Source organism: Serratia sp. PL7, assembly GCF_945957435.1.
Genome location: NZ_CAMFLB010000015.1, coordinates 43,696 through 64,980 on the forward strand (window position 1 = coordinate 43,696; position 21,285 = coordinate 64,980).

Below are 21,285 nucleotides of genomic sequence, written 5' to 3' on the forward strand. Positions count from 1 at the left end.
GATTACCCCGAGGAGTGCCGATGGACTACCTGCCGATTTTCTGCCAACTGCAACACAAAGCCTGCCTGCTGGTCGGCGGCGGCGAGATCGCCGAACGCAAGGCGCGCCTGCTGCTGGACGCCGGTGCGGCGCTGACCGTCAACGCCGTAGACTTCACCCCGCAGTTCCGCCAGTGGGCGGCAGAAGGCCGGTTGACGCTGGCCGAAGGCGAATTCAGCCCGGCCCTGCTGGTGGAAAAATGGCTGGTGATCGCCGCTACCGACCGGCTAGAGGTCAACGCACGGGTGTATCAGTGCGCCAACCAGCAGCGGGTGTTCTGCAACGTGGTGGACGATCCGAAACGCGCCAGCTTTATCATGCCGTCGATTATCGACCGTTCGCCGATCATGGTCGCGGTGTCCTCCGGCGGCAAAGCGCCGGTGTTGGCGCGGCTGCTGCGCGAGAAGCTGGAAGCGATGCTGCCACAGCACCTCGGCAAGCTGGCCCAACTGGGCGGCTCGCTGCGGCAGCGGGTAAAACAACGCTTCAGCAGCCTCGGCGCGCGTCGGCGCTTCTGGGAACGGTTGTTCGCTCACGATCGGCTGGCGCAGTCGCTGGCCAACGACGACGCCGCGCTGGCTGAACGCCAGCTCGAGCAGCTGTTCAGCGAACAGCCGGCAGATCGCGGTGAAGTGGTGCTGGTGGGCGCCGGGCCGGGCGATGCCGGCCTGCTTACGCTGAAAGGGCTGCAACAAATCCAGCAGGCCGACGTGGTGGTTTACGACCGGCTGGTCTCCGAAGAGATCATGACGCTGGTGCGCCGCGACGCCGAACGTATCTTCGTCGGCAAACGCGCCGGCCACCACTGCGTGCCGCAGGAGCAGATCAATCAAATCCTGCTGCAGCAGGCGCAGCAAGGCAAACGCGTGGTGCGCCTGAAAGGGGGCGATCCCTTTATCTTCGGCCGCGGCGGCGAAGAGCTGGAAACGCTGGCGGACGCCAACGTGCCGTTCTCGGTGGTGCCGGGCATTACCGCCGCCTCCGGCTGTTCCGCCTACAGCGGTATCCCGCTTACCCACCGCGACCATGCGCAGAGCGTGCGCCTGGTGACCGGCCACGCCAAGGCCGACGGCGGATTGGACTGGGTGACGCTGGCCGCCGGGCAACAGACGCTGGTGTTCTATATGGGGCTGTCGCAAGCGGCGGAGATCCAGCGCCAGCTGATAGCGAATGGATTGGCGGCCACCACGCCGGTGGCGCTGGTAGAAAACGGCACCTCCTGCCGCCAGCGGGTGATTGAAGGCGAGCTCGGCCAACTGGGCGCCTTGTCCCTTCAGGCCACCAGCCCCAGCCTGATCATCGTCGGCAGCGTGGTCAGTCTGCGCAGCAAGCTCAATTGGTTCGCCAGCGAAGAATCGCCTGCCAGCCTGGCGCAAATGGCGTAAGACCGACGTAAAAAAAGCGGCCTATGGCCGCTTTTTTTATTTGCACCGACGTTACGCCTGCGGCGGTACGAAACCGACGGCCTGATAGACCTTCGCCAGGGTTTCCTGCGCGCGTGCGCGGGCCTTGGCGGCGCCGTCGCGCATCACCTGCTGCAGATAGGCTTCGTCGTTACGGAAGCGGTGATAGCGCTCCTGCAGCTCACCCAGCATGCCGGAGACGGCTTCCGCCACCGCGCCTTTCAGGTGGCCATACATCTGGCCTTCGAACTCGGCTTCCAGCTGCGCGATGCTCTTGCCGGTCACACCGGCGAGAATATCCAACAGGTTGGAGACGCCCGCCTTGTTGACCACGTCGTAACGCACGACAGGCGGCTCTTCCGAGTCGGTCATTGCGCGTTTGATCTTCTTGGTCACCGCTTTCGGATCTTCCAGCAGGCCGATCACGTTGTTGCGGTTGTCGTCCGACTTGGACATCTTCTTGGTCGGCTCCTGCAGCGACATCACGCGCGCGCCGGATTTAGGAATAAACGGCTCCGGCACTTTGAACACGTCGCCGTACAGCGCGTTGAAACGCTGGCCCACGTCGCGGCTCAGCTCCAGGTGCTGTTTCTGGTCTTCGCCCACCGGCACCTGGTTGGTTTGATACAGCAGAATATCCGCCGCCATCAGCACCGGATAGCTGAACAGCCCAGCGTTGATGTTCTCGGCGTAGCGCGCGGATTTGTCCTTGAACTGCGTCATGCGGCTCAGTTCGCCGAAATAGGTGTAGCAGTTCAGCACCCAGCTCAGCTGCGTGTGCTCAGGCACGTGCGACTGCACGAAGATGGTGCTTTTTTCCGGATCGATACCGCAGGCCAGGTACAGCGCCAGCGTATCCAGCGTGGCCTTGCGCAGCTTCTCGGCGTCCTGGCGAACGGTGATGGCATGCAGATCGACGATGCAGTAGATGCAGTCGTAGTCGTCCTGCATCTGCACCCACTGACGCAGCGCACCCATGTAGTTGCCGATGGTCAGTTCGCCGGACGGCTGCGCGCCGCTAAATACGATGGGCTTACTCATGTTTAAATTTCCTGATTCTCTAAAGATGACAGCCCAAGAGCGGGCAACAAATCGGCGAAGCGCTCCAACACCCGATCGGGGTGGCTCAGGGCGATCGATTCACCGTAGTTATAACCGTAGGTAAAGCCGACGCTCGGGCAACCGGCGCCCTGTGCGGCTTGAATATCGTTGCGCGAGTCGCCAACGAACAGCAGTTCATGCGCACGCAGCCCAAGCTTGCCGAGCACCAGGTACAGCGGTGCCGGGTGCGGTTTCTTTTCCGTCACGTCGTCGCCGCCGATCACCAGCGAGAAATAATCGCCAATGCCCAACGATGCCAGCAGCGGCGCCACGAACGGCGTCGGCTTGTTAGTCACCAGCGCCATCGGGTAACCGTGTGCGGCCAGGCGGACCAGCGTCTCTTGCACCTGCGGGAACAGGCGGCTGCCGCTGTCAACGGTCTGCGCGTAGAAATGGTCGAAACGCTCACGCAGCCGGCTGCACTGCGCCGGCGTGCCTTCCGCTTCCGCCCAGCGCAGCGCGCGTTGCACCAGCACGTCGGCGCCGTTGCCGATCCAGGTGCCGACCCGTTCCTCACCCGCTTGCGGCAGGCCCGTCTCTTCCAGCGCCATATCGATGGCCGCCGCCAGACCCGGCGCGCTGTCGACCAGCGTGCCGTCCAGATCGAAGGCCAATGCGCGGATCGCGCCGAAATCAGCCATGGGTAACCTTCGCCAGCTCGCTGCGCATCTCGTCGATCACCTTGCGGTAGTCCGGCTGGCCAAAGATGGCGGAACCGGCGACGAACATATCGGCGCCCGCGGCGGCGATTTCAGCGATGTTATCCACCTTCACACCGCCGTCGACTTCCAGGCGGATATCTCGACCACTGTCGTCGATCAATTTGCGCACCTGGCGCAGCTTGTCCAGAGTACCGTGGATGAACGATTGGCCGCCGAAGCCCGGGTTGACCGACATCAGCAGGATCACGTCGATTTTATCCATCACGTAATCGAGGTAGCTCAGCGGCGTCGCCGGGTTGAACACCAGGCCGGCTTTACAGCCGTGCTCTTTAATTAGCTGAATGGTGCGATCGACATGCTCGGAAGCTTCAGGGTGGAAAGAGATATAAGACGCGCCTGCCTTGGCGAAATCAGGCACGATGCGGTCCACCGGCTTGACCATCAGGTGCACGTCAATCGGCGCAGTAATGCCGTAGTTGCGCAGCGCTTCGCACACCATCGGACCGATGGTCAGATTGGGCACGTAGTGGTTATCCATCACGTCGAAGTGCACCACGTCGCCGCCTGCAGCCAGCACGTTAGCGGTATCTTCACCTAACCGGGCAAAATCTGCCGACAGAATGGACGGGGCAATCAAAAACTTTTTCATCCGCTTCTCCAAACGTAGGGTCGAGTTGTTATGCGCCGGGGTGCCCCGGCTTAGCGATACAGCGCCAAAAGCTCGTTCACTTTGCTGCGGCCGAGAATGTTGCGGCTGATTGTGCGGCGCGCTTTCACCACATACAGCGCAGCATTCTGGTACCAGTCGCGCGTCAGCTCGGTATCGTGATTGGAGATCAATACCGGTACCTGGCTCTCTACCGAGAGCTGGTGCGCCAGTTGCGCCAGGCTCTGCTGATCGGCGATGCTGAAGCTGTTGGTGTGGTAAGCGGTGAAATTCGCCGTCGCCGACAGCGGCGCATAAGGCGGATCGCAATACACCACGGCACCGGCCACGGCCTTCGCCATGGTATCGCGGTAATGCTCGCAGACAAAAGTGGCATTGCGCGATTTTTCGGCAAACCAGTAGAGCTCTTCTTCCGGGAAGTACGGTTTCTTGTACCGGCCAAACGGCACGTTGAACTCGCCGCGCAGGTTATAGCGACACAGGCCGTTATAGCAGTGACGGTTCAGGTACAGGAACAGCAGCGCCCGGCGGTAAGGCTCGGTGCTAGTATTGAACTCTTCTCGCAGCAGGTAAAACTGATCCGAGTTATTGAATTCATCGGCGAAAAGCGTGCGGGCATCGCGCACGAAGTCATCCGTGCGCAGCTTAACGATGTTATACAGGTTGATAAGATCGCTATTGATGTCGGCGAGAATGTAGGCGTCGTAATCCGTATTCAGAAAGACGGATCCCGCACCCACGAAGGGCTCGATTAAGCAGTCTCCCGCCGGCAGATGGCGACGAATCTCATCTACCAGCGGGTATTTTCCACCAGCCCATTTTAAAAAAGCGCGGTTTTTCTTCATGCCGTCAATTAGCTACTTATACAATTCAGAGCGGCGGATTGTACTCTGTTTCAGACAGCACATCAGCGCACAAATTTAAATGATTTATTTTTTAAGATCTTGCTGCACTTGGTGTACAGGTCGGACCCACGGTTTTTTCGCCTGCACATCCGCCGGCAACGAAGCAATGGCGCGCTTCGCTTCCGCAGAAGACGCATAGTTGCCGCTCACCAGCACGTACCACGGTTTGCCGTCACGCTTGGTGGCGTACACCAGGTAGTTCTGCAGCTTCTGCTGTTTGGCGTAGGCGTTCAGCGTGTCGGAACGCGAAGCGCTGCTCAGCTGCAAGGTATAGTGGCTGCCCGGCGCAGACTGCAGTGAACTGCCGCTGCTGGCGACCGCTCCCGCTTTCGCGGTGGAAGACGGCTTGGCCGGCGGCGTATACACCGTGGTCGGTGATTTATGCTGCGTCGCGGTCGGTTTGGTGGCGGCGGTTTTCGCCGGCGTTTTATGCTGTTGCGGTGCGGTGCCCTGCACAGGACGCGTCGCTTCGCGCGCCGCGGCGCCGCTCATCACCGTCGCCGGTGCGGTCGGCAGCGTCGACGCTGCGCCGGTCATGCCTTGAGTCGCGGCATCCACCTGCCCCTGCTGCTGCGACAGCGCATCCGCCATGTTGCCCGGCAAATCGACGCGCTGCTGCGCGCCGCCCTGCTGAGGCTGCGTTTGCGCTTCGGTCGGTGTGCCGGAGATCGGCGGAACGCTGACGTTCTGCGGTTGCTGCGGCTGAGTCGCGCTCACGCCGTTGTTATCGTGGGTATCCGTCGTGCCGCCCGGCACGCCGTTATTGGCGGTGGTCAGCGACGAAGAACCGGACAGGTTGATATCGCGGGCCGCGCCGTTTTGCGCGCCGCTCTCCTGAGCCGCTTCATGTTTGGTTGGCGCCTTCAGGGCGGAACCGATGCCGATAATCAGCAGCAACAGCACCAAAATGCCGATGCCAATCATCAAATGCTGGCGCGAAACGGCGAAGCGCGGCGCGGCGGCCGGCTTGCGCGAACGCGTAGGACGACGATCGCTGCTATCAGGTCTGAGATCGTCTTCCGGTTTAAACTCGTCCATCTGAAACCCTCCAACTAGAGGCAAAAGCCCACCACCGTAGACCTACCGTGGCACGGGCAGATTAACCCGATGATGGCAAAGCGACACCCGTCGTGCTCTGCTCACTGTATTAATATAGATGCAAATGGCGGCTAAGCCACTGTTACTTAGTCCGATTTAATTACGCTGCTGCTCAGGCAAGCAGGCGGCGATCGACGCCAGCACCAGCTCATGCCCTACGCCGCCGCGCACTTCCGCCGCACCGATCATGGTCGGCAGCACCAGACGCAGTTCACCCGCCAGCACTTTCTTGTCACGCAACATGTGCGGCAGATAGGATTCCGGCGTCATTTCCTGCGGCCCGCAGACCGGCAAGCCGGCGCGCAGCAGCAGCGCTTTGATACGTTCGATGTCTTCAACAGAGAACTGGCCGAGACGGTGCGCGGTTTCCGCCGCCATCACCATGCCTGCAGCCACCGCTTCACCGTGCAGCCACACGCCGTAGCCCATCTCGGCTTCGATAGCATGACCGTAAGTATGGCCCAGATTCAGCAGGGCGCGCAGACCGCTTTCGCGTTCGTCGGCGGCCACCACCTCGGCCTTCAGTTCGCAGCAGCGGCGGATACAGTAGGCCAACGCCTGCATATCCAACGCCATCAGCGCATCGATGTTATTTTCCAACCAGACGAAGAACTCGCGATCGAGGATGATCCCGTATTTGATGACTTCGGCCAGGCCGGAAGAGAGTTCACGCGTCGGCAACGTTTTCAGGCAATCCAGATCAACCACCACCGAAGCGGGTTGATAGAAAGCGCCGATCATGTTTTTGCCGAGCGGGTGATTGACGGCGGTCTTGCCGCCTACGGAGGAGTCCACCTGCGACAACAGCGTGGTGGGAACCTGAATGAAGCGCACGCCGCGTTGGTAACACGCGGCGGCAAAACCGGTCAAATCGCCGACAACGCCGCCACCGAGGGCGATCAGCGTGGTATCGCGACCGTGCGGTTTTTCGAGCAGCGCCGAAAACACCTGCTCCAACACCGCCAGAGATTTGTACTGCTCACCATCGGGAAGAATCACCTGATCCACCACGACGCCGCTCTGCTCCAGCACCTGCCGGACACGCTCGAGATAGAGCGGCGCCAGGGTCTGGTTGGTGACCAACATCGCTTGCTCACCCGCCTTTAACGGCATAAAAGAAGCCGGATCGTTAAACAATCCGGCGGCAATGGTAATCGGGTAGCTGCGCTCCCCAAGCGTTACAGTAATTCTCTCCATGTCGCGCTCAGTTCTCTGTATGGTGCGGCGGTGGTTGATCCCCGCAACAGCGGGGAACACAAATCAGTTTTTCGCATTGGCCGACGGCGAACGCGAAAATTGGCAATCAGTTGCTTTCCAGCATGTTGATGATCTGGTTAGCAACCACTTTAGCGCTCTGATCGTCGGTGCGGATGGTGACATCGGCAATCTCTTCATACAACGGATTACGTTCTTTCGCCAAGGCTTCCAGCACTTCACGCGGCGGAGAATCAACCTGCAGCAGCGGGCGTTTTTTATCACGCTGAGTGCGAGCCAGCTGCTTCTCGATCGTGGTTTCCAGATAGACCACCACGCCGCGCGCGGACAGACGGTTGCGCGTTTCGCGCGACTTCACCGAACCGCCGCCGGTCGCCAACACAATCCCTTGTTTTTCCGTCAGTTCATTAATGACTTTTTCTTCACGATCGCGGAAACCTTCTTCCCCTTCCACGTCGAATACCCAGCCCACGTCAGCTCCGGTACGTCGCTCAATTTCTTGATCGGAGTCGAAGAACTCCATATTGAGTTGCTGAGCTAACTGACGGCCAATAGTGCTTTTGCCGGCACCCATAGGCCCAACCAGAAAGATATTGCGTTTCTCTGCCATGTTTTTCGGTATTACTAAGACAATTCGTTAATGTTAACCCGCCCCGCCAATCAAATCAGCGGCGGGACCTAAACTGAAACCTCATGAGCGATAGTGCGAGATCAGACGAAAAATTATCTCAACACTCTTGGTAGTTTGGCAACCGAATAAATCGCAATCCACGCCGCGGGAGGGAAACCATATGTTTTTAACGGCGTCTTGACGCTAACAAAAAACCTCGGTGCTCAATTCGGTAACCCTTGTAAGCTAAATCGGCCGCAGCGTCAAACGCAGATCCCCCCAAGGGGATAAAAAAGTGTATCTGCTCATCAACTTTAGGAGATTTGCCGCCCAGCCGACAGGCAGCCGCTTATCCCTTAATCAAGGTCGGCGTAATGAAGATCACCAGCTCGCGTTTTTTCTGTTGTACGCCACTTTGCCGGAACAAGCCCCCCAGCAGTGGCGCATCTCCCAATCCCGGCACCTTGTCCGCCGTCTTGCCGCTATGCCGTTGAAAAATACCGCCGAGCACCAGGGTTTCACCGCTTTTCACCGTGATCTGCGTCTTAATCTCCTGTTTATCGATGGTCAATGCCTCCCCCGCCCCGCGGCTGATGGCACGCCCCGGCATATTTTGGCTGATGTGCAACGTCAGCGTGATGCGCCCGTCCGGCAACACTTTCGGCGTCACCTCCATGCCCAGCACCGCCTCTTTGAACTCAATCGCGGTCGCACCGCTGGCGCCGCTCGACACTTCATAAGGGATCTCCGTCCCCTGTTTGATGCTGGCGGTTTGCAGGTGCGCCGTCAGCAAACGCGGGCTGGCGATGATCTCCACCTGATTCTCCTGCTCCAGCGCCGTCAGCTCGAGGCTCAGCAAACGCCCGCTGATGCGCGCCAAATGGAAACCGGCGCTCACCGCGCTGCGCTCCAACGGCAGATTAACGCCGAGATTGCCCGGCCGCAGCGGCCGCGTCGGTTTTTCGTCGGCCGCCAATCCCCAACGCACACCAAGTTCACGCAGGCTTTCGCTGTTGATGGTCACGATATGCGCCGCCAGCTGCACCTGTGCCAGCGGCGCGTCCATTTCCGTCACCCTTTTTTTCAACTGCGCCAGGATTGGCGCCGTGTCGCGCAGTAACAGCGTATTGGTGCGCTTATCCGCCAGCACGCTGCCACGCTCGCTGAGCAAGGCGCCGCGTTGAGCATTGAGGCTTTCGGCAATCTCCGCCGCATCGCCGTTTTGTAACGTCAGGGTCAAGCTGTGCAAAGGCTGCCGCTGCGCCAGCGCTTCTCGCTGCTGTTTTTTTTCCTGCGCGTCCGGCTCCGGGGCGACCAGCATCACGCTCCCCTCCCGCGTCATCGTCAGCTTGCCCATACGCAGGGTCAGCGCCAGCGCCTGAGGCCAGGGCACATTCTCCAGCCGCAGCGTCAGATTGCCACTTACGCCGGGCGCGACGATCAGGTTCATCTGCCGATAATCCGCCAGCGCCTGCAGGATGACCGTCACTGGCGCATCCTGGAACTCCAGGGAAACCTGCTGTTTATCCTGCGCCTGGACGATGCCGAGCGACAGACACCACAACGCCACGCCCAATCCAGCGAGTCCTTTCATGGTTTGCCATCCTTGTTGTTGTCCATCATGAGCGAGATGTCGCCCTGGCTCGCCGGACAATCCGGTTCGGCCGCCAGCGCCGTTAACGTCAGGCTGCGCGCCCGCACCTGCGCTACCTGCCAACGCTCGTCCAGCACCCACTGCTGCGGCCGCAGGCGCAACCACTGCCCTGCCGGTGTCACCACCCAGCCATAGCGCAGCGGCGGTTGCCCGATGACGCCTTTCAGTCGCCAACCCGCCGGCGATGCCTCCTGATGGGCACAAACAGGCAGCGGAGGCGGCGCAAACGGATCGCGCGGTTCTGCACACAAGGCCCACGGCCATAGCAGCCACCACCAACGGCCCGGTCTTTTACTCATCGGCCTGCTCCTCGGCGGCATCCTGCAACACCAACCGCGCCGTCATGCCCTGCGGCGCCGTTTCCACGCTCAATTGTTCGAGACGCAAATCGGCGGGCAGCGCCTCCAACAGCGCCAACAAACCGGCATAATCAATGCGCAAACTCAGCGTTTGCCGCAGCGGTTTTTCCTGCCGCTGCCAGCGCAACAAGGCGCCCCCCGCTTGTTGCAGCACGTTCGCCAGATCGCCGGCGGTGGTCGGACCGATCGGCGTTGGCGGCATAGGGGCTTCCGGCGCCTCGTCCAGTTGGTGCTGTACCATGGAAATCTGTTGCAACAGGCGCTGTTGCCGCTCCGCCGCGTTTTCCCGCTGACGCCATTCGTCTTGCAGCAGCCAACCGCCGCCCAACAGCGCCAGCGTGCCGATGCCCAGCCCTTGCGCCACCAGCAATAGCCAGCCCGGCAAGTTCAGCCAAAAGCGCAGCCCGGATGACAAACGGCTATCCATCACGCCCCCACTGCGCCGCCAGATGAAAGGAATACAGACCGTCGTCCCGTTGCGTTACCTCAGCCAAACGCAGCCGTGGCAACGCAGGCATCCCCGCCAGCCGCCGTTCGAACTGCGTGATGGCCGCAGGAGAGCGGCTCAATCCACGCAGCCGCAGACCGTTCGTCGCATCGCTGTCCAGCGCCGTGAGCCACAGCGGTGGAGGAATGCTGAAGGACAATTGCTGAAGCAACTGCAAATAACGCCGGTTATGTTGGCCGTTGCGCGCCTGCCGTTCGGCGCGGGCGCTGTGCAGCGCTCGCTGCGCCCGCTCTTGCTGCTGCTGATGGGCGAGCAACGTCAAGGCCGCCAGCTCTTCACCCAGCATCGTTAGCCGCACCTGCCGCTGCGCCTGTTGGTGACGCAGTTGGCCGGCAACCAGAAACAGCGCCAGCAGCAGTAGCGTTACCTGCAACAGCAGCGCACCCAGCCAGAAACAGCCGCGCCGCCGATCGCGGCACTGTCGCCAGGGCAGAAAGTTGACCTGATACATCAGCGATCCTCCTCGCGCAGCGCCAGACCACCGGCCAATGCGAACGCCGCAGGATGCGCAGGCAACGGTGGGCGCAACTGCGTGAAGGCGCTGAGCGGCGACCAGGCAAGGCAACCGGCGGGCAAGGCACCTGCCAGCACGCTGCCGGCATAGACCGGCCGATCGTCGCCCGCCGGCATCTGGGCTTGCAGCGCCCGCAGCGCCTGCGCGTCATCGTCACCCGGCGCCAGACCAAAGGCGAACGCGCCGTCAGCCGGCGCCACCCACAGCCATTCTCGTTCGAGACGGTGCATCAGCCCCGCAGCGGGCGGTACGCCTGCCGCCGTCGCCATCATCCGCAGCGCACAAGGGGTGATATCGACCGCTTGCGGATGCAGGCCAGCCTGACGCAAACAATGCAGCCACTGCTGCAGCTCCTGCCGCCGCGCGGCGGTCAGCAACAGCGCCGCCTCATCCGCCGGCGCGGTGCGATAGTCGAGCGCCAGCGTCTGGCCATCGAGCGGAAACTGCTTCAAACCGTGGCCACCGATATAGTCGCTGCGTTCCGGCTCGCGCAGCCGCGCGTCCGGCTGCGCCATGCGCTGCTGCAACACGCGCTGCGCCGGCAGAGCAATGCGTAAGGAAATATGTCGCGGCAGTTGAACGCGCCATTGCCGCAGCGCCCGGATCAGGAATTCGGAAGGTTCCAGGCAGCCATCGCGTAAAACCGCCTGCGGCAGCGCCTGCTGCCACCAGTGGCGCAACTGCCAGCCATTGCGGCGGCGTTGGGCCGCCACCGCGCGCACGCAGTCGATTTGTATATCCAGCCCCACCTGCCATGCTTGAGGGAACATGTTTCGCAAGCCTCCATAACATCAGATGATAAAAGAACATATCCATGTCGCAGGCTTGCCTTTATACTACCGCGCGGTTGTTTATAAACTGCCCAAATGACTTAGAAATGGGAAATCTCAGGTGAAGTTCGTAAAGTATTTACTAATCCTTGCAGTATGTTGCATCGTGCTGGGAGCAGCCTCGATTTTCGGCTTGTACAAATATGTCGAGCCGCAGCTGCCCGACGTCGCAACGCTGAAAGACGTACGGCTGCAGATACCGATGCAGGTTTACAGCGCCGATGGCGAACTGATCGCCCAATACGGTGAGAAGCGCCGCATTCCGCTGAAACTGGAACAAATTCCGCCGGTGATGGTGCACGCATTTATCGCCACCGAAGACAGCCGCTTCTATGATCACCATGGCGTCGATCCGGTCGGCATCTTCCGCGCCGCCTCAATCGCGCTGGTCTCCGGCCACGCTTCGCAGGGGGCCAGTACCATTACCCAACAGCTGGCGCGTAACTTCTTCTTAAGCCCGGAACGCACCCTGATGCGTAAAATCAAGGAAGCTTTCCTGGCGGTACGCATCGAGCAGATGCTCACCAAGGATGAAATCCTTGAGCTGTATCTGAACAAGATCTATCTGGGTTACCGCGCCTACGGCGTGGGCGCCGCCGCACAGGTCTATTTCGGCAAAGACGTCAGCCAGCTCACCCTGAGCGAGATGGCGACCATCGCCGGCCTGCCGAAAGCCCCGTCTACCTTCAACCCGCTCTATTCGCACGATCGCGCCGTTGCCCGCCGCAACGTGGTGCTGTCGCGCATGCTGGACGAGCATTACATCACGCAGGCGCAGTACGATCAGGCGCGCGCCGAAGATCTGGTCGCCAACTACCATGCGCCGGAAATCAGCTTCTCCGCGCCGTATCTCTCCGAGATGGTGCGTCAGGAGATGATCAAGCGCTACGGTGAAAACGCCTATACCGACGGTTACAAGGTTTACACCACCGTCACCAAACGGCTGCAGCTGGCGGCGCAGGAGTCGGTACGCAACAACGTGCTGGCCTATGACATGCGCCACGGCTACCGCGGCCCATCCAACGTGTTGTGGAAAGTCGGCGAAGCGGCCTGGGATCGCAAACAGATTGTCGACTCGCTGAAAAACTTGCCGAGCTACGGCCCACTGGCGCCGGCGGTCATCACCGCTGCTAACCCGCAGGAAGCGACGGCGATGCTGGCCGATGGCAGCAGCATTGCCCTGCCGATGGCCACCATGCGCTGGGCGCGGCCGTACCGTTCAGACACTCAGCAAGGCCCAACGCCGAAACGCGTCACTGACGTGGTGCAGACAGGTCAGCAGGTATGGGTGCGTAAAGTGAACGACGCCTGGTGGCTGTCGCAGGTGCCGGACGTCAACTCGGCGCTGGTCTCGATCAACCCGAACGACGGCGCGGTGAAAGCGCTGGTCGGCGGCTTCGACTTCAACCAGAGCAAGTTCAACCGCGTGACGCAGGCCCTGCGTCAGGTGGGGTCAAACATCAAACCGTTCCTGTACACCGCCGCGATGGATAAAGGCCTGACGCTGGCCACCATCCTGAACGATTTGCCGATCACCCGCTGGGATGCCGGCGCCGGCACCGACTGGCGGCCGAAGAACTCACCGCCGACCTACGACGGCCCGATTCGCCTGCGGCAGGGGCTGGGGCAATCGAAGAACGTGGTGATGGTGCGCGCAATGCGTGCGATGGGCGTCGACTACGCGGCGGAATATCTGCAGCGCTTCGGCTTCCCGGCACAGAACATCGTGCATACCGAATCGCTGGCGCTAGGTTCCGCCTCCTTCACCCCGATGCAGCTGGTACGCGGCTACGCGGTGCTGGCGAACGGCGGTTACCTGGTTGACCCGTACTTCATCACCAAGATTGAAGACGACAACGGCAATACGGTGTTCGAAGCTAAACCGAAAGTGGTGTGCAGCAGCTGCAACCTGCCGGTGATCTACGGCGACACCCACCGTTCGGCGGTGCTGTCCGACGACAACATCGAAAACGTCGCCACCTCGCAGGAAGGCAGCAACAGCACGGTGCCGATGCCGCAGCTGGAGCAGGTTACCCCGGCTCAGGTGCAGCAGGACGGTGACCAACAGTATGCGCCGCACGTGATCAGCACGCCGCTGGCCTTCCTGATCCACGATGCGCTGAACAGCAACATCTTCGGCGAACCGGGTTGGATGGGCACTGCCTGGCGTGCCGGGCGCGATCTGAAACGTCATGATATCGGCGGCAAAACCGGTACCACCAACAGTTCCAAAGACGCCTGGTTCTCCGGCTATGGCCCGGATACCGTGACGTCGGTGTGGATCGGTTTCGACGATCACCGCCGCGATCTGGGCCGTTCGACGGTATCCGGCGCTATCCCGGATCAGATTTCCGGCGGTGAAGGCGGAGCCAAGAGCGCCCAGCCGGCGTGGGACGACTTCATGAAGACCGCGCTGGAAGGCATTCCGGAGCAGAAAGTCACGCCGCCGCCAGGCATCATCAGCGTCACCATCGACAAAAGCAGCGGCAAGCTCTCCGGCGGTGGCGGTGGCAGCCGTTCCGAGTACTTTATCGAAGGGACGCAGCCGACGGACTACCCATCGCGCGATACCGGCACCACATTGACCGATCCGGGCGGTGAAAGCCACGAGCTGTTCTGATCGAAAAGGGCCAGAGAAATCTGGCCCTTTTTTTATTCGGCGCGAAGCGTATCAGCGCGACGCGCGCAAAAACGCCTCGGAGAGAAACAGCGCGCTGACGTTGCGCGCCTCACGGAAATCCGGTTCCGCCAGCAACGCCATCATGTTGGCGATCGGCCAGCGCACCTGCGGCAAGGGCTCCGGTTCATCCCCTTCCAGGCTCTGCGGGTAGAGATCGTGGGCCAGCACGATATTCATTTTGCTGGAAAAGTAGGATGGCGCCATCGTCAGCTTACTGAGAAAATCAAAGCGCTTCGCGCCGTATCCCACCTCTTCCATCAGCTCGCGGTTGGCCGCTTCCAGCACGCCCTCTCCGGGATCGATCAACCCTTTCGGGAAACCCAGCTCATAGGATTCAGTGCCCACCGCATATTCGCGGATCAGCAGCAGGTCATCGCCAATCACCGGCACGATCATCACCGCTTCGCGATCCGAAGGCCGCATGCGCTCATACACCCGCCGAACCCCGTTGCTGAATTCCAAATCGACCGACTCGACGTTGAACAAACGCGAACGCGCGACCGTTTCCACTTTCAGAATTTTAGGTTTTTGCAGGTGTTTATCCATGATTGCCTCAAAGAGGTTACCCAGGCGTGGACGGGGCAACCGAAATAATGATTGGCGTAACGCACGGCTCGTTGGCGCTCAAATGCTGACCAAATTCGATCCTGATCACATTGTGCGTTAAGGGCAAGCTCCGCCGCAACGAGCATGAACAGTAATTTACTTTCTTTTAACAAGCGTAGCCAGCGGCGGGCGATTTTCCGTACTGATTCAGCAAACAGCACGCATGAAAATAGGATAATGCCGATATCGACGGCAGAGGCCGGTTGCTAGTATCACGCAGGCAAGAATCAGTGATAAAATGGCCTTGCGTCATGAAGGAATGAGATCCAGAGCGAGAATCTGTTTGTTCCCTCATTAGTTCTGGGTGCCTCCTGGCGGTTTACTCCGTATAATATTCAGCTTTTCATCAGGTTGGCGAAATTCACGGGTGTGAGATGGGGATTGCATGAGCACAATAGTGTTGATATTGGCCTTAGTGCTTGTCTGCCTGATTGCCGCCGGCCTGTACCTGTGGTTCAAGGCCCGCAACCCGTCGGCGCTGGCGCACGCGTTGCCGTTTATCAAGCCTGCCCACCGCAAGCTGACCGATGAAGAGCGCGCCGCGGTCGAGTTCTACCTCAATCAGCAAAACAAGCTGAGCAACAAACTGTTGCCCGGCGGTGGCGCTACGCTGCCCGCAGCCAAACTGGCGCTCACCCCGCAAAGCGATAACGTTTATCCCGTCACGCACGCCATCACCCGCTACGGTCTGGCCAGCGACGATCCCAATAAATGGCGCTATTACCTCGATGCCGAAGAGGTACATCTGCCGCCGTTTTGGGAACCCTACATCACCGCCGACAACCATGTGGAAGTGATCCGAACCCAGACGCTGCCGCTGGTGATTTCGCTCAACGGGCACTCGCTGAAAGATCATATTCACGACCGGCCGCAGCCGCCGGTGGTGACCGCCGCGCCGACCAAAAACGCTTCCATCCGCAAGGAAGAGAGCGAACATGTCGAGCTGGTGAACATTCGTAAGGAAACGCCGGAAGAGCATGCGCTGAACCGGCCGAACGGCATCCGTGAAGCCGTCATCATCTCCGCCGCGCTGCTGCTGCTGTTCTTCAGCCTGATCAGCCCGGTGCTGGTGATCCCGTGGATGATTTTCGTGGCGGTGCTGATGATCGCCTGGGGATGCTGGAACCTGTTCCGCCGTCCGGCGTCACGCGAGCTGAAAGAGATCCACTGCCTGCGCGGCACGCCGAAGCGCTGGGGCCTGTTCGGCGAATCCGGCCAGGGACAGATCAGCAACATTTCACTCGGCATCATCGATCTTATCTACCCGCCGCACTGGCAGCCGTACCTGACGCAAGACTTGGGCAAGACCACCGATGTGGACGTCTACCTCAATCGGCAGGTGGTGCGCCAGGGCCGTTTCCTCTCGCTGCATGACGAAGTGAAGAATTTTCCGCTGCAGCAGTGGGGCCGCAACGCGGTGCTGGTCGCCAGTTCGGCACTGGTACTGCTGTTGTTGCTGATCTATATCCCGCTCAATCTGCCGCTGACCCTCAGCATGGCCTGGCTGCAAGGCGCGCAAAAAGTGGAAGTGACCAGCGTACAGGCGCTGGAAGCTACGCCGCTGCGCATCGGCGACACCCTGAAGGTGCGCGGCAGCGGCATGTGCTATGTGCCGCCGCCGGCCAACGGTGGCGGCGCCGTCAATTTTGCGCCGTTCGATTGCTCCGGCATTTACTGGAACAACGCCGCCCCGCTGCCGCAGCCGGAATCAGAAGTCATAGACAAAGCGACGGCCCTGCTGGCCACGGTCAACAGCCAGCTGCATCCGAGCGGTACCGATCAGAAGATCAACCCGCAGCTGGCCAGCGCCATCGAGAAATCCGGCATGATCCTGTTGGATGACTTTTCTGATATCGTTTTGAAAACACAGGATTTATGCCAGGCAGAAAACGACTGTGTGCGGCTGAAAAACGCGCTGGTCAACCTGGGCAACGCCAAAAACTGGAGCGGCCTGGTGAAACGCGCCAGATCAGGCGCGCTGCAAGGCGTCAACGTCCTACTGCGCCCGGTAAGCGCCGAGTCGCTGGAAAGCCTGACCAAAGTGGCCACGTCGTCGTTCATCTTCAATGAAACGCGTCTGGCCGCCGCGGCGCTCAACAGCCCGCCGCCGGGCGGTTTCCTGATCCGCAGCGATGAAGGTCGACAGTTGGTCAGCCATCCGCAATCCTCAGCGCCGCAGAGCGAATACAACGCTCTTGACCAGTGGAATGAGTTGCAGCGCCTTTCCACTCTGCTGCTGCATACCCCATTCCAGGCGCAGGGGGTGATCACCAGCCTCAGCGTCGATGCCAACGGCACCCGCCACGTGGCGCTGCACAGCGAACCGGACATGATCACCCTGTGGCGCTACCTCGGTACCAGCCTGCTGTTGCTGGCGGTGGTCGTCAGCCTGGGCTATAACGCCTGGCGGCTGGTACAGCGTCGGCGCATCAATCAGCACCGCGTCGCCGATATCCAGCGTTACTACGACAGCTGCTTCAATCCGCAGCTCAATCCGATGTCAATGCGGCCGATGGCCTGAACCTGACGCCGGGGGTCTCCGCCCTGTCATCTGCTTATGCTACGCTAACGCTATTATTCTCATCTGCGGACCGCCCGTCGATCCGCCCATGGAGTTTTTATGGTTCCCGAGTTTGATTGGCCGCAGATCGATACCGTGCTGCTGGATATGGACGGCACCTTGCTGGATCTGGAATTCGACAGCCACTTCTGGCTCAGCCTGGTGCCGCAAGCGCTGAGCGAAAGGCGCGCCATTCCGTTCGACGAAGCCCGTCATATCATTGAACGGGAATATCAGGCGGTGCAGCACACCATGAACTGGTATTGCTTCGATTACTGGAGCGAGCGGTTGGATCTGGACATCTACCGCATGACCAGCGAAGTCGGTAGCCGCGCGCGGCTGCGCGAAGACACCGAGCCGTTTTTACGGGCGCTGCGCGACGCCGGTCTGCAAACCATTTTGCTGACCAACGCCCATCCTCACAGCCTGGCGGTGAAAATCGAGCATACCGGCCTCGATCGGCACCTTGATTTATTGTTTTCCACCCACACATTTGGTTATCCGAAAGAAGATCAGCGTCTGTGGCAAGCGGTGCAGCAGCACACCGGATTCAACCCGCAGCGCACGCTGTTCGTCGACGACGGCGAGCCTATCCTCGACGCGGCGCGCACTTTCGGCATTCGTTACTGCCTGGGCGTGCAAAACCCGGACTCCAGCACGGCGGAAAAAAGCTTCCAGCGCCATCCGTCGATGCGCGACTACCGTCTGCTGATACCGGCGCTGGCCAAGGGGGAAGCATGAAGGAAAAAGCGACGCGCGACGACGCGGTCCGGCTGGATAAGTGGCTGTGGGCCGCACGCTTCTATAAGACTCGCGCGCTGGCGCGCGAAATGATCGACGGCGGCAAGGTGCATTACAACGGCCAGCGCGGCAAACCGAGCAAGATTGTCGAACTCAATGCCGAGCTTAAGCTGCGGCAGGGCAACGAAGAGCGTACGGTGATCGTGCTGGCGCTGACCAGCCAACGCCGCGGTGCCAACGAGGCGCAGCAAATGTATCAGGAAACCGAAGCCAGCATCGCCAACCGCGAAAAAATGGCGCTGGCGCGCAAGATGAACGCGTTGACCATGCCGCATCCGGACCGTCGTCCGGACAAAAAGGAGCGGCGCGACCTGATGAAATTTAAATTTGGTGAGCCGGAATAACCCCTCACCGTAATGAGAGAAGATTATGTCCAACCATGACCAATTGCACCGTTACCTGTTTGAAAACTACGCGGTGCGCGGCGAGCTGGTTACCGTCAGCGAAACCTATCAGCAGATCCTGAACAACCACGATTACCCGGCACCGGTGCAAAAACTGCTGGGCGAGCTGCTGGTCGCCACCAGTCTGTTGACCGCAACCCTGAAGTTCGACGGCGACATCACCGTGCAGCTGCAGGGCGACGGCCCGCTGAAGCTGGCCGTGATCAACGGCAACAACCGCCAGGAGATGCGTGGCGTTGCGCGCACCCAGGCGCCTATCGCCGACGACAGCACCCTGCATCAGATGATCGGCAACGGCGTCATGGTCATCACCATTTCCCCGACGGAAGGCGAGCGCTATCAGGGCGTGGTCGGCCTGGAAGGTGAAACCCTGGCAGAATGCCTGGAAGCCTACTTCCGCCAGTCCGAGCAGCTGCCAACCCGCCTGTTCATCCGCACCGGCGAAGTGGAAGGCAATGCCGCAGCAGCCGGTATGCTGCTGCAGGTGCTGCCGGCGCAGGACGGCAACCTCGATGATTTCGATCATCTGGTGCAACTGACCAACACGGTCAAAAGCGAAGAGCTGTTCGGCCTGCCGGCCAACGAAGTGTTGTACCGCCTGTACCATCAGGAAGAGGTCACCTTGTACGAACCGCAGGACGTGCAGTTCCGTTGCACCTGTTCGCGCCAGCGTTGCGCCGACGCGCTAATGACCCTGCCGACCGATGAAGTGGCGGACATGCTGGAGCAGGACGGCAACATCGACATGCACTGCGACTACTGCGGCAGCCACTATGTCTTTGACCCGGTTGATGTTGCCGCGTTGTATGCGGGTAACACCGGCGAAAGCGACCAGTTGCACTAAGTAACACCTTTTCGGCGGGCGCCCCCGGCGCCCGCCAACGCCCGCCGTTTGCACGTTTGCTTTTTTCCGTGTGCTATCTCTCAGATCGTAACGAAATACCGCCTAAAACGTTAAATATTTGATACCCATCGCGGTTACTCACCGTTAGATCCCTACAATTGCCGCCAGAAATTCTGTGACCAAGGAGTAGTAACATGCGCGTTAAAGGTATAACCCCTCAGGATCTGGCCGCTTACGGCATTCACGACGTTAGCGAAATCGTTCACAACCCGAGCTATGAACTGCTGTTTAAGGAAGAAACAGACCCATCTCTGGAAGGTTTTGAGCGTGGGGTAGTCACCAAGCTGGGTGCCGTCTCCGTCGATACCGGCATCTTCACCGGCCGTTCGCCGAAAGACAAATACATCGTCCGCGACGACATCACCCGCGATACCGTGTGGTGGGCCGATCAGGGCAAAGGCAAAAACGACAACAAACCTCTCAGCCCGGAAGTGTGGGCCGATCTGAAACACCTGGTCACCGAGCAGCTTTCCGGCAAACGTCTGTTCGTGGTGGATACCTTCTGCGGCGCCAACGCTGACTCGCGCCTGAAAGTGCGTTTTATCACCGAGGTGGCCTGGCAGGCGCACTTCGTGAAAAACATGTTCATCCGCCCGAGCGACGACGAGCTGGCTGACTTCGAGCCGGACTTCGTGGTGATGAACGGCGCCAAATGCACCAACCCGAACTGGCAGCAACAAGGCCTGAACTCGGAGAACTTCGTCGCCTTCAACCTGACCGAGCGCATGCAGCTGATCGGCGGCACCTGGTACGGCGGCGAAATGAAGAAAGGCATGTTCTCGATGATGAACTACCTGCTGCCGCTGAAAGGCATCGCTTCGATGCACTGCTCGGCCAACGTGGGCGAGAAAGGCGACGTGGCGGTGTTCTTCGGCCTGTCCGGTACCGGCAAGACCACCCTTTCCACCGATCCTAAGCGTCAGCTGATCGGCGATGACGAGCACGGCTGGGACGACGACGGCGTGTTTAACTTCGAAGGCGGCTGCTACGCCAAGACCATCAAGCTCTCTGAAGAAGCCGAGCCGGACATCTATCACGCCATCAAACGCGACGCGCTGCTGGAAAACGTCACCGTGCTGGCCGACGGCAGCATCGACTTCAACGACGGTTCGAAAACCGAGAACACCCGCGTTTCTTACCCGATCTACCATATCCAAAACATCGTCAAGCCGGTGTCCAAAGCGGGTCACGCCACCAAAGTGATCTTCCTGACCGCCGACGCCTTCGGCGTGTTGCCGCCGGTATCGCGTCTGACCGCCAACCAGACTCAGTATCACTTCCTGTCCGGTTTCACCGCCAAATTGGCCGGCACCGAACGCGGCGTAACCGAGCCAACACCAACCTTCTCCGCCTGCTTCGGCGCTGCGTTCCTGTCACTGCACCCGACGCAGTACGCCGAAGTGTTGGTGAAACGCATGCAGGCCGCCGGCGCCCAGGCTTACCTGGTCAACACCGGCTGGAACGGCACCGGCAAACGCATCTCGATCAAAGATACACGCGGCATCATCGACGCCATCCTGAGCGGTGAAATCGACAAGGCGGAAACCGTTACCCTGCCAATCTTCGATCTGGCGATGCCGACCGCGCTGCCGGGCGTGAACCCAGAAATCCTCGATCCGCGCAATACCTACGCCAGCCTCGAGCAGTGGCAGGAAAAAGCGCAGGATCTGGCCGAGCGCTTCATCACCAACTTCGACAAATACACCGACACGCCTGCGGGCGCCGCGCTGGTTAGCGCCGGCCCGAAGCTGTAATTCGGTAGCGT

At 60.3% G+C, this 21,285-nt stretch carries 20 protein-coding genes; 7 read left to right on the plus strand and 13 right to left on the minus strand.

The genetic code is table 11. The features are described from left to right. Positions 1-20: 20 nt before the first annotated feature. A complete protein-coding gene (gene cysG / locus N6G83_RS36635) occupies positions 21-1,424 on the plus strand; it encodes a siroheme synthase CysG (protein ID WP_142591547.1) in 1,404 nt (467 codons plus the stop codon). Between the two features lie 51 nt (positions 1,425-1,475). Here cysG and trpS read toward each other — a convergent pair whose 3' ends face one another. The 12 genes from trpS to pilM all read right to left on the minus strand — a co-directional run bounded on the left by trpS (position 1,476) and on the right by pilM (position 11,505). Further along, positions 1,476-2,483 carry a tryptophan--tRNA ligase gene (trpS, locus tag N6G83_RS36640; RefSeq protein ID WP_025304534.1) on the minus strand — a complete coding sequence of 336 codons (1,008 nt, stop codon included), beginning with the start codon at positions 2,481-2,483 and terminating at the stop codon, positions 1,476-1,478. 2 nt (positions 2,484-2,485) lie between these two features. After that, positions 2,486-3,184, minus strand: coding sequence for a phosphoglycolate phosphatase (locus N6G83_RS36645; RefSeq protein WP_043138894.1), 699 nt, complete (start codon positions 3,182-3,184; stop codon positions 2,486-2,488). Continuing rightward, positions 3,177-3,854: a ribulose-phosphate 3-epimerase gene (gene rpe / locus N6G83_RS36650; protein ID WP_004930320.1), complete on the minus strand. Its 678-nt coding sequence runs from the start codon at positions 3,852-3,854 to the stop codon at positions 3,177-3,179. Before rpe ends, N6G83_RS36645 begins: the two co-directional genes overlap by 8 nt. Positions 3,855-3,904: 50 nt before the next feature. Next, a complete protein-coding gene (gene dam, locus N6G83_RS36655; RefSeq protein WP_025304536.1) occupies positions 3,905-4,717 on the minus strand; it encodes an adenine-specific DNA-methyltransferase in 813 nt (270 codons plus the stop codon). A gap of 84 nt (positions 4,718-4,801) precedes the next feature. Further along, positions 4,802-5,815 carry an SPOR domain-containing protein gene (locus tag N6G83_RS36660; RefSeq protein WP_049206049.1) on the minus strand — a complete coding sequence of 338 codons (1,014 nt, stop codon included), beginning with the start codon at positions 5,813-5,815 and terminating at the stop codon, positions 4,802-4,804. A 156-nt stretch (positions 5,816-5,971) separates the two neighbouring features. Continuing rightward, positions 5,972-7,072 (minus strand): 3-dehydroquinate synthase, encoded by a 1,101-nt coding sequence (aroB, locus tag N6G83_RS36665; protein WP_025304538.1) that lies wholly within the window; start codon positions 7,070-7,072, stop codon positions 5,972-5,974. Positions 7,073-7,178: 106 nt separating this feature from the next. Beyond that, a complete protein-coding gene (aroK, locus tag N6G83_RS36670; RefSeq protein ID WP_004391482.1) occupies positions 7,179-7,700 on the minus strand; it encodes a shikimate kinase AroK in 522 nt (173 codons plus the stop codon). Between the two features lie 349 nt (positions 7,701-8,049). Continuing rightward, complete coding sequence (gene hofQ / locus N6G83_RS36675; protein ID WP_049294948.1) at positions 8,050-9,294, minus strand: DNA uptake porin HofQ; 1,245 nt, start codon at positions 9,292-9,294, stop codon at positions 8,050-8,052. Then, entirely contained in the window at positions 9,291-9,653 is a 363-nt protein-coding gene (locus N6G83_RS36680) for a HofP DNA utilization family protein (RefSeq protein ID WP_025304540.1), read from the minus strand. The genes hofQ and N6G83_RS36680 overlap by 4 nt, the downstream gene beginning before the upstream one ends. Beyond that, entirely contained in the window at positions 9,646-10,140 is a 495-nt protein-coding gene (locus tag N6G83_RS36685) for a hypothetical protein (protein WP_025304541.1), read from the minus strand. Before N6G83_RS36685 ends, N6G83_RS36680 begins: the two co-directional genes overlap by 8 nt. Further along, entirely contained in the window at positions 10,133-10,672 is a 540-nt protein-coding gene (locus N6G83_RS36690; RefSeq protein WP_260516208.1) for a PilN domain-containing protein, read from the minus strand. The genes N6G83_RS36685 and N6G83_RS36690 overlap by 8 nt, the downstream gene beginning before the upstream one ends. Then, positions 10,672-11,505 (minus strand): type IV pilus biogenesis protein PilM, encoded by an 834-nt coding sequence (gene pilM / locus N6G83_RS36695; RefSeq protein WP_060435129.1) that lies wholly within the window; start codon positions 11,503-11,505, stop codon positions 10,672-10,674. The genes N6G83_RS36690 and pilM overlap by 1 nt, the downstream gene beginning before the upstream one ends. A gap of 121 nt (positions 11,506-11,626) precedes the next feature. On the opposite strand from pilM, the gene mrcA reads away from it, so the two are divergent. Then, a complete protein-coding gene (gene mrcA / locus N6G83_RS36700) occupies positions 11,627-14,185 on the plus strand; it encodes a peptidoglycan glycosyltransferase/peptidoglycan DD-transpeptidase MrcA (protein WP_049294950.1) in 2,559 nt (852 codons plus the stop codon). A gap of 51 nt (positions 14,186-14,236) precedes the next feature. Here the strand turns inward: mrcA and nudE are convergent, their stop codons facing one another. Then, on the minus strand, positions 14,237-14,791 hold the full coding sequence (gene nudE, locus N6G83_RS36705) for an ADP compounds hydrolase NudE (protein WP_015379304.1): 555 nt from the start codon (positions 14,789-14,791) through the stop codon (positions 14,237-14,239). 445 nt (positions 14,792-15,236) lie between these two features. Between nudE and N6G83_RS36710 the strand changes: the two genes are divergently transcribed. The 5 genes from N6G83_RS36710 (at position 15,237) to pckA (ending at position 21,274) form a co-directional block, all read left to right on the plus strand. Next, positions 15,237-17,372 carry an intracellular growth attenuator family protein gene (locus tag N6G83_RS36710; RefSeq protein ID WP_025304545.1) on the plus strand — a complete coding sequence of 712 codons (2,136 nt, stop codon included), beginning with the start codon at positions 15,237-15,239 and terminating at the stop codon, positions 17,370-17,372. Between the two features lie 99 nt (positions 17,373-17,471). Beyond that, the gene (yrfG, locus tag N6G83_RS36715) at positions 17,472-18,152 is read left to right on the plus strand and encodes a GMP/IMP nucleotidase (RefSeq protein ID WP_025304546.1); all 681 of its coding nucleotides are present in this window, start codon (positions 17,472-17,474) and stop codon (positions 18,150-18,152) included. Next, complete coding sequence (gene hslR, locus N6G83_RS36720; protein WP_025304547.1) at positions 18,149-18,556, plus strand: ribosome-associated heat shock protein Hsp15; 408 nt, start codon at positions 18,149-18,151, stop codon at positions 18,554-18,556. Before yrfG ends, hslR begins: the two co-directional genes overlap by 4 nt. Positions 18,557-18,581: 25 nt before the next feature. Then, positions 18,582-19,460, plus strand: a complete 879-nt coding sequence (hslO, locus tag N6G83_RS36725; RefSeq protein WP_025304548.1) for an Hsp33 family molecular chaperone HslO — start codon at positions 18,582-18,584, stop codon at positions 19,458-19,460. A 194-nt stretch (positions 19,461-19,654) separates the two neighbouring features. Next, positions 19,655-21,274 (plus strand): phosphoenolpyruvate carboxykinase (ATP), encoded by a 1,620-nt coding sequence (pckA, locus tag N6G83_RS36730; protein WP_043138920.1) that lies wholly within the window; start codon positions 19,655-19,657, stop codon positions 21,272-21,274. The last annotated feature ends 11 nt before the right edge of the window (positions 21,275-21,285 follow it).